General features: G+C 72.1%; 13 protein-coding genes. 1 reads left to right on the top strand and 12 read right to left on the bottom strand.

The genetic code is table 11. The annotated features are described in order from the left end of the window. Positions 1 to 174: 174 nt before the first annotated feature. The 5 genes from B0W88_RS11540 to gspG form a co-directional block, all read right to left on the bottom strand. On the bottom strand, positions 175 to 714 hold the full coding sequence (locus tag B0W88_RS11540) for a GspMb/PilO family protein (RefSeq protein WP_077034803.1): 540 nt from the start codon (positions 712 to 714) through the stop codon (positions 175 to 177). Next, complete coding sequence (locus tag B0W88_RS11535) at positions 711 to 2,051, bottom strand: hypothetical protein (RefSeq protein WP_077034802.1); 1,341 nt, start codon at positions 2,049 to 2,051, stop codon at positions 711 to 713. The genes B0W88_RS11540 and B0W88_RS11535 overlap by 4 nt, the downstream gene beginning before the upstream one ends. After that, complete coding sequence (locus tag B0W88_RS11530) at positions 2,044 to 3,585, bottom strand: GspE/PulE family protein (protein WP_077034801.1); 1,542 nt, start codon at positions 3,583 to 3,585, stop codon at positions 2,044 to 2,046. The genes B0W88_RS11535 and B0W88_RS11530 overlap by 8 nt, the downstream gene beginning before the upstream one ends. 79 nt (positions 3,586 to 3,664) lie before the next feature. Continuing rightward, on the bottom strand, positions 3,665 to 4,876 hold the full coding sequence (locus B0W88_RS11525; protein WP_077034800.1) for a type II secretion system F family protein: 1,212 nt from the start codon (positions 4,874 to 4,876) through the stop codon (positions 3,665 to 3,667). 20 nt (positions 4,877 to 4,896) lie between these two features. Continuing rightward, the gene (gene gspG / locus B0W88_RS11520) at positions 4,897 to 5,349 is read right to left on the bottom strand and encodes a type II secretion system major pseudopilin GspG (protein ID WP_158080843.1); all 453 of its coding nucleotides are present in this window, start codon (positions 5,347 to 5,349) and stop codon (positions 4,897 to 4,899) included. A 240-nt stretch (positions 5,350 to 5,589) separates the two neighbouring features. On the opposite strand from gspG, the gene B0W88_RS11515 reads away from it, so the two are divergent. Further along, positions 5,590 to 6,264: a M48 family metalloprotease gene (locus B0W88_RS11515; protein WP_144006723.1), complete on the top strand. Its 675-nt coding sequence runs from the start codon at positions 5,590 to 5,592 to the stop codon at positions 6,262 to 6,264. On the opposite strand, the gene B0W88_RS11510 is transcribed toward B0W88_RS11515, so the two are convergent. From B0W88_RS11510 to B0W88_RS11480, 7 genes are all read right to left on the bottom strand, one after another. After that, positions 6,245 to 6,913 carry an HAD family phosphatase gene (locus B0W88_RS11510; RefSeq protein ID WP_077034798.1) on the bottom strand — a complete coding sequence of 223 codons (669 nt, stop codon included), beginning with the start codon at positions 6,911 to 6,913 and terminating at the stop codon, positions 6,245 to 6,247. The genes B0W88_RS11515 and B0W88_RS11510 overlap by 20 nt on opposite strands. Then, positions 6,913 to 7,449 (bottom strand): formaldehyde-activating enzyme, encoded by a 537-nt coding sequence (gene fae, locus B0W88_RS11505; protein WP_077034797.1) that lies wholly within the window; start codon positions 7,447 to 7,449, stop codon positions 6,913 to 6,915. The genes B0W88_RS11510 and fae overlap by 1 nt, the downstream gene beginning before the upstream one ends. Before the next feature lie 21 nt (positions 7,450 to 7,470). Next, positions 7,471 to 8,277 (bottom strand): formylmethanofuran dehydrogenase subunit C, encoded by an 807-nt coding sequence (locus B0W88_RS11500; RefSeq protein WP_077034796.1) that lies wholly within the window; start codon positions 8,275 to 8,277, stop codon positions 7,471 to 7,473. Beyond that, a complete protein-coding gene (fhcD, locus tag B0W88_RS11495; RefSeq protein WP_077034795.1) occupies positions 8,274 to 9,188 on the bottom strand; it encodes a formylmethanofuran--tetrahydromethanopterin N-formyltransferase in 915 nt (304 codons plus the stop codon). Before fhcD ends, B0W88_RS11500 begins: the two co-directional genes overlap by 4 nt. Next, positions 9,185 to 10,828, bottom strand: coding sequence for a formylmethanofuran dehydrogenase subunit A (locus tag B0W88_RS11490; RefSeq protein WP_077034794.1), 1,644 nt, complete (start codon positions 10,826 to 10,828; stop codon positions 9,185 to 9,187). The genes fhcD and B0W88_RS11490 overlap by 4 nt, the downstream gene beginning before the upstream one ends. Next, positions 10,825 to 12,042, bottom strand: coding sequence for a formylmethanofuran dehydrogenase (locus B0W88_RS11485; RefSeq protein ID WP_077034793.1), 1,218 nt, complete (start codon positions 12,040 to 12,042; stop codon positions 10,825 to 10,827). Before B0W88_RS11485 ends, B0W88_RS11490 begins: the two co-directional genes overlap by 4 nt. 191 nt (positions 12,043 to 12,233) lie before the next feature. Next, positions 12,234 to 12,917, bottom strand: a complete 684-nt coding sequence (locus tag B0W88_RS11480) for a HisA/HisF-related TIM barrel protein (protein ID WP_233151691.1) — start codon at positions 12,915 to 12,917, stop codon at positions 12,234 to 12,236. Between the last annotated feature and the right edge of the window lie 23 nt (positions 12,918 to 12,940).

The raw sequence follows: 12,940 nt of genomic DNA, 5'->3' as shown, positions 1-12,940 counted from the left end.
GGGTGGTTCGGGCCGCCGCGGGAGCGGCCGCGGCGCGGCGCTCGCCGGCCGCGGGCTGCACCGCCTCGTCGGCCTCGTCCTGGGTCTGCGCTGCCCACATGGTGGCGGCCATCGTCAGCGCCAGCGCGCCGCCGAGCAGCCAGTGACGCGGGGTCAGCTTCGTTGTCGTCTCGCTCATGGCGTCTCGCTCCGGCCATGCAGCGACCAGACCAGCTCAGCCTCCAGCTCGGCGGCCTGCGGCGTGGAGCGGCGCAGCTTCAGGCTGTCCAGGCTCAGCGCCGGGTCATGTTCCAGCGCCGCCTCGATGAAGTGGCGCAACTGGGCATAGCCGCCGGTCAGCGGCATGGTCACGCGCAGGCGCTCGAGGCCGGCGGCGCTGTCCACGCTGAGGCGGTGCTCGGTGCGCTGCGGCGTCAGGCCCAGGCGCAGGCCGATCTCCAGCAGGTCGGCCAGGCGCTGCTGGCGCTCGGCGGCGGGCGGCAGGCGGCGCAGCCATTCGGCCGGCGTGGCGGCAGCTTCGGTGATCGTGTCGTTGCGGACGGCGGCCGTGCGGCGCAGGCTGTCGGCGCGGGCCTGCAGCCCGGTGGCCTCGCGGTCCCAGCCTCGGGCGGCCAGGCCCAGGGCCAGCGCGCCCGCCAGGGCCAGCGCGCCCAGCAGCCCGGGCCAGCCGAGGCTGCGCAACTGGCGCTTGAATTGCTCGTCAGGCCACTTCATGGCGTCTTCTTGCTGTTGTTGTTCGCGACCGGCAGGTCGGCCTGCATGCGCGTGGTCTGCAGCCGGGCGCCCACTTCGAAGCGCTGGCCGGCCAGGCCCTGCTCGCCGGTCTGGAAGCGGCTCAGCACGACCTGACCCCAGCCCGGCGCGGCGGCCAGCCGGTCCACCAGCTGCAGCGCCACGGCCTTGTCCTGCACCAGGCCTTCCAGGCGCAGCTCGTTGCGGCCGGCGCTGTAGTCCAGCGCCAGCCAGTTCAGCTGCGGCAGCTGCACGCCGGCCTGCTCGACATTGGCCAGCAGCGGTTCCCAGCCCTGCTGCAGCAGCGCCTGCACCTCGGCGGCGCTGCGCAGGCGCTCGGCATCGGCCGGGTTGTTCGAACGGGCCACTGGGCGAGGCGCGAGGGCGGCGCGCTGGCCGTTGGCGCGGCTCTGCAGCCGGGCGACCTGGTCCTGCGCGGCATCGCGCTGCTGGCGGCTGTCCCAGGCGCTCCAGCCGGCGGTGGCCAGCACCAGCAGGCCCGTCAGCGCCAGCGGCCAAGCCAGCAGCGAGCGGCGCACCCGCTGGCCGAGGAAGTCGGGCTGCGGCAGGCCCCGGCCCCGTGGCGGCGCGGCCTCGAAAGCGCCCAGGTCGGGGCCGCTGCTGTTCAGGAAGCCCAGTGCGCGCACGCCAGCCGGCATCAGCGCCGTGCCCGACAGGCCATAGCCGGCCACCACGATGCTGGTGGCGCGCAGCTCGGCCAGGGTGTCGTTCAACGCGTCCAGCGTGGGTTCGGCCAGCCTGAGCTGACGCACTTCCCTGACCTCGCCCGCCTGCAGCAGGATCCAGCTCAGCAGCGTGCCTTCGACCCAGGCCAGGGCCGCCGTCTGCGGGCCGGCCCCTTCCTCGCGCGCCACGCGCTGCAGCAGCGGCGCCCAGGCCGGGCGTGCGCTGCGCAGGTCCACGCCGGCTTCGGCCGCCGCCTGCTGCAGCGCGGGCCAGTCCAGGCCGTGCAGGGCCGAGGCGCCGCGCTGGCCGCCGGCCGCGCGCCAGGGCGCCACCGCCCAGCGCTGCGCCACCGCACCGAAGTAGTGGCTGAACTGCTGCTGCGCATAGCCGGCCAGCGCGGCCTCGCCGTCCAGCGGCAGGCCGGGCTCGATCAGCAGTTCGTGCAGCAGCCGCGCCGACACGATCAGCTCGACGGCCGCGCCCGGATGGGCGGCGCACCAGTCGGCGAAAGGCAAGACCTGGCCCTCGGCGCTGTGCACGCCTTCGGGACTCAGGAACAGCGTCTGCGGCACGGCGAAGCGGGCGCCGAAGGCCGCGAATCTCTTCTTGCTGTTGTTGCTCTTGCTATTCATCGAGGGTGACCCGTTCCAGTTCCTCGAAGGTGGTCTCGCCGCGGCAGACTGCCTGCAGGGCGAGCGCACGCAGCGGCTTCATGCCGCGGGCGCGGGCGGCCTCCTTGATCTGCGACATCGGCGCGCGGGCCACGATCAGGTCGCGCAGCTCGTCGTCCAGCTTCAGCAGCTCGGCCACCGCGCGGCGGCCCTTGTAGCCGGTGCCGCGGCAGTGGCCGCAGCCCTCGCCCTTCAGGAAGGTGCCGTCCTCCGGCTTCAGGCCGTGGCGGTTCAGCGTGAGTTCGTCCGGCAGCACCGGCCGCGCGCAGTGGCGGCAGGTCAGGCGCACCAGGCGCTGGGCCAGCACCGCGTTCAGCGCGGACACGACGTTGTAGAGATCGAGCCCCATGTGCATGAAGCGGCCAATCACGTCGAAGGCGTTGTTGGCGTGGACGGTGCTGAAGACCAGGTGGCCGGTCAGCGCCGCCTGCACCGCGATCTGCGCGGTCTCGGCATCGCGGATCTCGCCCACCATCACCCGGTCCGGGTCATGGCGCAGGATCGAGCGCAGGCCGCGCGAGAACGTGAGGCCCTTCTTCTCGTTGACCGGGATCTGCACGACGCCGGGCAATTGATATTCGACCGGGTCCTCGATCGTGATGATCTTGTCGGTGCCGGTGTGGATCTCGGCCAGCGTGGCGTAGAGCGTCGTGGTCTTGCCGGAGCCGGTCGGGCCGGTGACCAGCAGCATGCCGTGCGGCTGGCGGGCCTGGTGGCGGATGGCGGCGCGCTCGTCGCCGTCGAAGCCGAGCGCATCCAGCGTCAGCGAGCCGGTCTGCTCGATGCGGGCCCGGTCCAGGATCCGGATCACCGCGTCCTCGCCGAACACGCTGGGCATGATGGACAGGCGGAAGTCCACCTCGCGGCCCTGCACGCGCAGCTTGAAGCGGCCGTCCTGCGGCAGGCGGCGCTCGCCGATGTCCAGCTCGGACATGACCTTCAGCCGCGAGACCAGCTGCTCGGCCGTGGCCGCGCCGTCCACGCTGCGCACCATGGCCATCACGCCGTCCACGCGGAAGCGGATCGCCGCGCCGCGGGCGGTGCATTCGATGTGCACGTCGCTGGCGCCGTCCTGCAGCGCGTCGTAGAGCGTGGCATTGAGCAGGCGCACCACCGGGCTGGCCTGCTCGGACAGGCGCAGCGCGGAGAGCTCCTCGGCATCGGCGCCGACGATCTCGCCGTCGACGCTGTCTTCCTCCACGTCGGACAGCGCGCGGAAGTCCGCCTCGCCCGCGCCCAGCCAGTGGGTGATCGCCGCCGGTTCGCAGCGCAGCCAGCGCACCGGCGCCTGCAGCCGCGCCTCGACGCTCTGCAGCAGCAGCGCGTCCAGCTCGCGCTCGGCCAGCAGCATGCGGCGGCCGTTCGCGCCCACGGCCAGCACCGCGCGCCAGCGCTGCGCCTGGGCCTGGGGCCAATGTTCGAAGTCCAGCTGCCAAGGGCCATGGTCGGCCGGCAGCACGTCGGCCAGAGAGTATGAATTCAGTGCGGCGCTCATGAACGGCCTTTCGCCGGGCCGCCCCAAGGAAGGCCGGCGCCCCCTCGGGGGGCAGTGAGCGCAGCGAGCGTGGGGGCTGTCATTGCACCTGCTCCGCCAGTTGAAAGATCGGCAGGTACATCAACACGATGATCCCGCCGATGACGACGCCCATGACCAGCATCAGCGCCGGGTTGATCGCGCGCGTCAGCAGCTCGGTGAGGCGCACGGCTTCCTCGTCGTGGAAGGCCGCCGCACGTTCCAGCATGCTGGCCACCTCGCCGCTGCGCTCGCCCACGCGCACCATGCGGCGCGCCACCGGCGTGGCCAGGTCTTCGGCCTCCAGCGCCTCCGAGAGGCGCTCGCCGCGCTCGATGCGTGCACAGGCGGCGCCGACGGCCGGCCGCCAGGGCGCCGCCACCACGTCCTTGACGATGCGCAGCCCCGCCAGCGCCGGCACGCCCGAGGCCAGCAGCATCGCGAGGCTGCGGTACAGCCGCGCCAGCGCCAGCACGCGCAGGCGCGGGCCGAGGCCGGGCAGCGTCCATAACGAGGATTGCAAGCGGAGCCGGATCGCCTGGTTGCGCCACAGCGCCACCGCGCCGGCCGCCAGCAGCGCGAGGCCGCCCAGCACGGCATACGGATGCTGCCCGCCGGTCTGGCCGAAGTCGATCAGCACCCGCGAGGCCCAGGGCAGGTCGGTGTTGAGCCCGTCCAGTATGCCGGCGAAGCGGGGCAGCACGAACAGCAGCAGGAACAGGATCACCGCGCCGCCCACCGCCAGCAGCATCAGCGGATAGACGCAGGCGGCCACCAGCCGGGCGCGCAGGTTCTCCACCCAGGCGAGGTACTGCGAGTGCTGGGCCAGCGCCGTGCTCAGCTGGCCGGTGCGTTCGTTGGCCGCGACGATGGCGCAGACGAGTTCGTCAAAGGCCTGCGGCTGCTGGCGCATCGCCGCCGACAGTGGCTGGCCCTGCTCGACGGTGGCCACCACCGCATCGAGCGCGCGGCGCACCGCGGCGTTGGCCTCCTTCTCGCGCAGCGTGTTCAGCGCTTCCAGCAGCGCAATGCCGGCATCCAGCAGCACCGCCAGCTCCTGGCTGAACAGGCGCAACGGGAAGCGCTTGCTGCTGCCGCCGCGGGCGCCGGCCCTGCCGTCCTCGTCGGCGGCGCCGGCAATCTCCTGGACCGCCAGCACATGCTGCGGCGCCACGCCCAGCGCGGCCGCTACCGACTGGCGGTCGGCAGCCTCCACCCGGCGCGTGCGAACGGCGCCATCCGGGCTGAAGACCCTGGCCTGGTAGCTGGGCATGGCGCTAGTGGCTGGCTTGCTTACCAGCTCACCAGGTCGGCGTCCTCGCCCTCGCCGCCGGGACGGCCGTCGCGGCCGAAGGACAGCAGGTCGTAGTCGCCATGCTCGCCGGGCGAGCGGTACTGGTAGTCGTTGTGCCAGGGGTCCTTGGGCACGGCCTTGGAGAGATACGGGCCGGCCCAGCGCGGCTCGTCCGCCGGCTTGGTGACCAGCACGGCCAGCCCCTGCTCGGTGGTCGGGTAGCGACCGACGTCCAGCCGGTACTGGTCCAGCGACTTCTGCAGCGCGTCGATCTGGGCGCGCGCGGCCTTGACCTCGGACTTGCCGATCTGGCCGAAGAACTTCGGGCCCACATAGCCGGCCAGCAGGCCGATGATGACCATCACCACCAGCAGCTCCAGCAGCGTAAAGCCGCGGTTTGCATGCATATAGGCGCGTTTGCCGATATTCGAGGGCGATTTGACGACGGTCATGACGATCTCAGCTTTCCGGGAACACATACTGCTCATTCAACAATCAGGCGCTGAGACAGGCCAGCACGAAGCCCGGCACTATCCCATGCGCCCATGACACGATCCATTGGGGCTTGACCACCCCCGCAAGCGAGGGCCCGAAACTGCCCATAAAGACGCAGTCGAGCACTCCGCGGCTGTATCGGGCCTGCGCTTTGCTAGGAATAATCAGTACAAACCCTAGCCGTCGGAGTTTTGGCGATGTCAAGGCTGTTCAAGACCCTCATCCTGCTACTTGGCGGGGCCCTGCTGTCACTTGTTGGTGCGACAAGCGTCCGTGCTGAAACGATCACCGACGTGCTGGCCCGCTCGCAACGCATCCAGCTGGAATCCTTTGAACTGGCCCCTCCGGACGGTCGCGAGGCGCGGATCATGCGCCAGAGCTTTGACGCCCTCGTGAAAACGCTGAAGCTGCAGGCGCCGGTGGAACTGCATGTGATCGTCGGGCCGGTGATCGCCGAGACGCTGAACGGCCAGGTGCTGGTGGCCAATGCCCGGCTGGCCGACGCGCCGGAGAACGTGCGCCTCTTCGTGCTGGCCCACGAGTTGGGCCATGTGACGCTGGGCCACTGGCAGAAGATGGGGCTGCTGTTCCAGAAATGGGTGCCGGGCGAGGTGGGCAGCGATCCGCTGCCGGCGCCCCTGAACGAAGGCATGGGCCGCGATGCCTCGCGCCTGGCCACCCAGCAGGAGTTCGAGGCCGATGCCTTCGCGGCGCAGATCGTCTCCGCGATGCGGCCGGACAGCTACAACCCGCAGGCGATCTTCATGTACCTGGGCGCCCAGCAGGACACCGCCACGCACCCGGGCACGCAGCGGCGGCTGGCCGCCCTGCGCTGGCAGACGCAGCTGCTCGTCACGAAGCCGGATCGATGATGGTCCAGCCTCGCTGCTGCGCATGGGCGCGCAGCCGCGGGTCGGGCCGCACGGCCACCGCCCGCGTCACCGCCTCCAGCAGCGGCAGGTCGTTGATCGAGTCGCTGTAGAAGCATTGCTCGGCCGGCCACGCCCAGCCCTCCTGCGCCAGCCAGGCGCGCACATGGCTGATCTTGTGCTCGCGGAAGCAGGGCTCGCCGTCGATCTCGCCGGTGAACCGGCCGGCCGCGTCGCGCGCGGAGGTGGTGGCCAGTACATGGGGCAGGCCGAACAGGCGCGCCAGCGGCTCGGCGATGAAGCGGGCCGTCGCCGTGACCAGCGCGCAGACATCGCCCCGCTCGCGGTGGCCGCGCACCAGGGCCAGCATCTGCTCCGGCAGGCGGGGGGCCACGGCGGTCTCGAACTCCCCCGCCAGGACGTCCAGCGCCGGCGCATCGAGCGCGGCCAGCGGCAGCACGGTGGCGCGATGCAGCGCGCGGATGTCCAACTGCCCGTCGACGTAGCCGCGGCAGGCCGCCAGGTAGGCCTCGGGCGCCGCGGTCGGGAGCACGCCGCGCCCGACCAGGAAGCGCGTCCAGGCCATGCCGCTGTCGAAGGGGATCAGCGTGTGATCCAGGTCGAACAGCGCCAGCGGCGGGGTGTTCTGCATCAGCTCCAGTCGTCCATGTCGTGCCTGATCCTGTGCCGGTTGGCGATCAGCTCGTCCACGCTCGGCTCGTTGGCCAGCGCGCGGCGGATCGCGAGCTTCGTGGCCTCATGGTTGGTGCGGTACATGTCCTTCTTGTCCAGCTTCGGGTCGGTGGCGCAGCGGGGATCGATCCAGACCAGGCTGATGATGCACAGCTCGTTGGCCAGCGCCTTCGGGATGATGCCCTCGATCAGGCAGTCCACCACCGCATCGGCGGTGGCGCTCTGCACGACGCCGCCGTAGAGGTCGATATTGGCCATGTCCTTCAGCGTCACCTTGGGCACGATCATCGTGGCGGGGCGCACCAGCTGGTTGCAGGCGCGGATCGCGAACATCGCCGTGTGACCCTTGCTCTGCGCCATCAGGTTGGCGAAGGCCTGGCCGACCGGGCCGTCCGTGCGGCCGATCAGGATCTCGGGCATCGCGTCGGTGAACTGGCCCTCGGCGGCCAGCACCGTCGCCTCGCCGGCATGGAAGAGGTAGTCCTTGTTGCTCATGGTGTCAGTCGATCCGTGAAGTTAGCGAGGAAGAAGAAGGATCAGCTCGCCGCGCCCGTCGGCGGCGAGGTCGCCCAGGTGGCGCTCGATGGCGCGGCCGGGCAGGTCGGCGAAGCTCTCGTCGAGGCGCGCCAGCTCGCGCGCCAGCAGCTGCCAGAACACCGCGGCCTCGGCGCCGGCCGGCACGAAGGTGGCGGGCAGCGCCGGCGGCGACTGGCGCAGCACCAGGCTGCCGCGCCGCATGCCATAGGCCGGATGGGCGCCGATGCGGCCGGCCACGGCGATCGTGCCGGCCACCATCCGCGAGGCGAGGAAATCGCCGGCGTCGCCCAGCACCAGGGCCGTGCCGCGGCGCATGCGGTCGCCGAAGCGCGGGCCGGCGTTGCCGCGCACGATCAGCGTGCCGCCGCGCATGCCGTCCATGCTGCCGGGCAGGGCGCCGGCGGCGAACTCGTCCACATCGCCGCCGATGTCCAGCATGCCGCCGCTCATCTCGCAGCCCGCATGCACCCCGGCGTCGCCCTCGATCAGCAGCTGGCCACCGCTCATGCCGGTGCCCGCATGGTGACCGGCCGATCCGGCCACGCGCAGCGTGCCGCCCGCCATCTGCCAGCCGATGCGGTCGCAGCGCGCCAGGCCCTCGCCTTCCAGCACCCACTCGGCCGCCGGCGCGATCGTGAAGAACTCGGCCAGCGGCAGCAGCTCGCGGCCATGGCCCAGCGGCAGCTGCTCCAGCTCGGCCGCCGTGATGCCCTCGCGCGGCTGCAGCGCGCGCAGGTCCAGGCGCAGCGGCGGCGCCTGGCGCAGGGTCAGCCGCCAGCCGCTCATGGCGTCGCTCCGTCGGCCACCAGCTTGCGCAGATGGAAGTGAAAGGGCCCGAGCTTGCCACCGTAGTTGCCGGCCGAGATGCGCAGCAGGCCGCCCGCCGCGCCGCGCTCGATGCCGGCGGCGATGCCCGCGCGCATCGCGGCGGCCACGTCGGCCTCGGACAGGCCGTCGATCACGATCTCCATCACGCAGCGCACCTCCGGCGTCAGCTCGCTGTGCGGCACCAGGCCGACGAGGCCCGGGCAGAAGGCATCGTTGGTCGAGGCGCCGAGATTGGCGTACTTGCTGCCCACCTTGGAGCCCGAACGCACGACGCCGCCCGGGAAGGGCAGGATCACGTTGGGCACGCGCCGCATCGCCGCCACCGCCGCCTCCGCCGAACGCAGCGCCGCATCGGTATCGCGGGCCAGCAGCAGCAGGTTGCCGCCGCCCACGCCCTTGACCACCCGACAGCTCTCCTCGGCCACGAACTCGCCGTCCATCACCGGCACGCGCCAGTAGCGCCGCCCGCCGATCACCTTGGAGATCTGCCAGCCGTCGCCGAAGAAGCGCAGGTTGCGGCCCAGCGGGATCGCCTCGCCCTCCGCGATGCCGTCGTACACCGCCGTGGTCGGACAGGTCAGCACGCACTGGCCCACGCGGCGCTCCACCTGCTTGGCCAGCTCCTTGCCTGACATCGAGAAGATCAGCACCGCCACGCCGGGCCGGCCATCGGGTGTCTGCTCGGGGGCCAGGTCTTGCTCGATCGCCGCCTCGCAGCCGCAGGCGATCACCGAGGTGGCGAAGCCGGTGGCGGCCACCGCGGCATGGCGGGCCCAGGCCGGCTCGTGGGCGGTGATGATCAGCCGCACCGCCTTCATCGGGAAGGCCTCGGCAAAGCTCTCGTCGATGGCGACGCCGTTGCGGATCATGGCCGCCCCCCGGCGAAGCAGGCCTGCGGCAGCAGGCGGCCGCCGTGGTTGCAGCAGCTGCACAGCTCGTCGGGCGTGATCGTCATCGCGTCCACATTGACCGAGCCGTGGCGCGCCATGTGGCGGCGCAGCTGCGCGACGATGCCGCGGTCGTAGTCCGGCTCGGCGAAATGGGTGCCGCCTTGCGTCACGGCGGTGATGCGGCCGGCGCGGGCCACCAGGGTGCCGTCCTTGAACACGTACTCGGGCGTGGCGAACATGGCTTCGCGGTCGGCGGTGTTCTCGCGGTAGACGGCAATGTCGGCCGCCGCGCCAACGCCCAGGTGCCCGCGGTCCTGCAGGCCCAGCAGCCGGGCCGGGCCGCTGCGGGTCATGATCGCGATCTCCTCCAGGCTCAGCTCGCGGCTGATCGAGGCCAGCGCGCAGTTGGCGGCCACCTCCGGATGGATGCGCTGAAGCTGCTCGTTACGGAACCTGCGGTCCATCAGCAGGCGGATCAGGTGCGGATAGCTGGTGAAGGGGCCGCCGTTCGGGTGATCGGTGGTCAGCGCCACGCGCCAGGGGTCGTCCACCAGCAGGAATATCTCCAGCCCGATGGCCCACTGCAGCGCGTTGACATAGCTGCTCTCGCGGTAGCGGAAGGGCACGACGCCGCAGCCGGCATCGCATTCGATGTCGGCGCCGATCCACTTGCGCGGGCTGGCCAGGCCCGACTGCGCATGCTGGCGCATCGTGTCGCCCGAGGCGGTGACCGTCTGGCCGAACATGATCTGGCCCACGTCGATGCTGATGTTGCGGTTCGCGTTGACCGCCTCGGCCAGCCGCGCGGCGGCGGAGCTGAACTTCTTCGGCCCGTCCAGGCCGTAGCTGTGGAACTGGATGTGGGTCAGGTGGCCCGGCAGGCCGTCCAGCGCGCGGATGGTCTCCAGCGTCGACTCGATATTGCCGGCCACGCCCAGGTTGCTGCCGTGGATGTGCAGCGGGTGGGCGATGCCCAGCTCGCTCAGCGAGCGCGCCAGCGTGTGGACGACCTGGCGCGGCGTCACGCGCCAGTGGACGTGCTCCTCGTCCACGTCGAGCTTGCGCTGGTTGAACTTGAAGGCGGAGATGCCGCCGGGGTTCACGACCTTCACGCCCAGCGCCTTGCTGGCGTGGATGGTCCAGGCCATGTAGTCGCGCAGGCGCTCGAAGTCCTGGCCCTCGGCGAGCATCTGCAGGAACAGCTCATCGTTGCCCAGCATCACGTAGGCGCCGTGATCGAGGATCGGCGTATCGCCCATCTCCATGTGAGCGTGGCGCGCGTTGGCGGGCAGCATCGCCGGCTCGAAGGCCGCGGTGTAGCCCATCTCCACGTAGCGGTAGCCGGCGTGCAGCGTGCCGGGCACGCAGTCGCCGCAGCCGCTGCGCCCGGCCTCGGGCAAGAGCAGCCGTGCAAGGTTGACCTTGCCGCCGCCGATATGGCTGTGCATGTCGATGCCGCCGGCCATGACGACGCAGCCGCCGGCGTCGATCTCGATCGCATCGGGCGGGACATCGGCGACGATGCGACCGTCCTGCACGCAGACGTCGCGGACGTTGCTCTGCATCGAATGGCTCGGGTCGACGACGCGGCCGCCGCGAAGACGCAGGGCCGCGCTCATGGCGCCAGGCCCTCGGTGATCCGCTGCAGCGCCTCGGCCAGCGTGGGCAAGGTGTCCTCGTACAGCGGGAACAGCGGCAGCAGCACCACGCCGTCGGCGCGGAACAGATGGCCGCGCGAACCCACGCCCGGCGTCGAGACCGGGATGGAGACCCGGCCTCGCCCCGCCAGATCCGGATGCCCCAGCACGATCAGCGGCAGCTCCGTCTCGGGCGGCTCGTTCGCGGGCTCGAAGCTGGACACCCACAGCAGGCAATCCACCGCGCCCTCGGCCAGCAGCCGCTCGCCGGCGAAGCACAGCGGCTCGTGCTCCAGCCCCTGCGGCCCGGCCCGCGAGCGCAGCGGCAGGCCCGAGAGCCAGCCGAAGACCTGGTTCACCGTGCCCACGCCGCCACCGCCGCCGAGCCACAGCGCCGCGGCGCGGGTGCTGCGGTTGAGCTCGCCGACGATGCGGTTCACTGCCTCCATCAGCAGCGCGCCGTGGCCGGGCAGGCGGGCCGGCTCGCCGACGATCACCGCATAGCGGGCCGCCTTGAGCTGCTGCGCCAGCCGGGCCAATGGCGGGTCCGCCTCGGCCGGCAGCCGACCGGCGACCAGGGCGCCGAGGCGCGCCAGCGTGTCGAAGGGGTCGCCGATGGCGACGGCCTCGACCGTCACTCCCGACCGCTGCCCCAGCTCGGCCAGCACGGCCTGCTCGGCGGCGTCGCCCGGGCCCAGCATCACCAGATGGCGCCGCGGCGCCAGCGCCTGCTCGGCATCGCCCACACCCACCCGGTCGAAGAACTCCGGCGCCTGCGCCAGCGGCAGCCCCTGCAGGCAGACGATCAGGTCGGCCCGGGTGCGCACCTCGGCCAGCGTGGTGGTGAACTGGCCGCGGTCCTGCAAGGCGCGCAGGCCCTGGGCCAGCGGCTCGCCGCCGTCGACGATGGCGCCGCAGGCCGACGCGAGGCGATACAGCGCGCGGCCCCCGGCGACGTCGGTGCCCAGCCCGCCGATCAGCGGCTGGCGGCTGGCTGCGAGCAGCGCCACGGCGGCGGCCACCGCTTCATCCAGCGTGGCCGCCCGGCCGTCGACCCGCGGCTGCGCCGACGAGGGCGCTTCCGTGAAGCGGCTCAGGCCACGCCGCGCGCCGGCGCAGGCCGCCCCGTCGCACAGCAGCAGGCAGAACGGGCAGGTCCAGGGCGAGGTACGGGCAGCGACGTCGGCAAGGCTCATGGACACGGGCACACGCAAGCGATGTGCCATCGGCGCCCGCCCGCGCTGCACACCCCATCGCGGGCCGGAAGCGAGACACTGTGTCGCGTTTCCGGCGGCAATCCAGCAGCCCGGCGTGGCCGGCAGGCGTGGCACGAATCGTGATGGGCAATGCCCATGGGAACGACTTCTCTCGACGGCCGTCGTCGCCGTCAACAATCCCGCGGGGACAGCTTCAGATCATGCAGGGCGCTGGCCACCAGCCAGGCGCTGGCGCCGGCCGCGGCGGCGCGGCGCAGGTCGTCGTCGCCGGCGACGCCGCCCGCGCCGATCAGCCGGGCGCGCGGGCAGGCGGCCGCCACCTGGGCCAGCGTCTGCAGGTCCGGCCCGGTGCCCGCGCCGACCCGCTCCAGCGTCATCACGATCACCTGCGCCGGCCACAAGTCGGGCCGCTGCCAGCAGCCGGCCGGGTCCATCGCGCGGCCCTGGCGGCGGTCCAGCGAGAGCAGCGCCGGCGTGGCCGCCGCATCGAAGCACGCGGCCAGCGCGTCGATCGAACGCAGCGATTCGCTGCCGAACACCGGCAAGACCCGCCCCGGCTCCAGCTGCGCCAGCACCGCGCCGGCCGCCGCCGCGTCGGCAAAGCCGGCATCCAGCCACAGGTGCAGCGAGGGCATCGCGCGCAGCAGCCGCTGCAGCACCGCCAGCTGCACCGCGCCGCCCTGCAGCGCGTCGAGGTCGGCCACGTACAGCAGCTCCGAGGCCGCATGCGCGCACAGGCGCCGCGCCACCTCCAGCGGCTCGCTGCTGCCGCGGCACAGCGCGGACACGATGGGCCGGTAGGCCTGGCGATCGCCACCGACGCCGCGCACCACCTGGCCACCGAGCAGATCCATGACGGGAACAAGCTGCATATGAC

The sequence above is a fragment of the Pelomonas sp. KK5 genome (assembly GCF_001984095.1).
GTDB lineage: Bacteria > Pseudomonadota > Gammaproteobacteria > Burkholderiales > Burkholderiaceae_C > KK5.
Note: the sequence above shows the minus strand (reverse complement) of the source record. Positions and strands in the feature narration are given on the sequence as shown.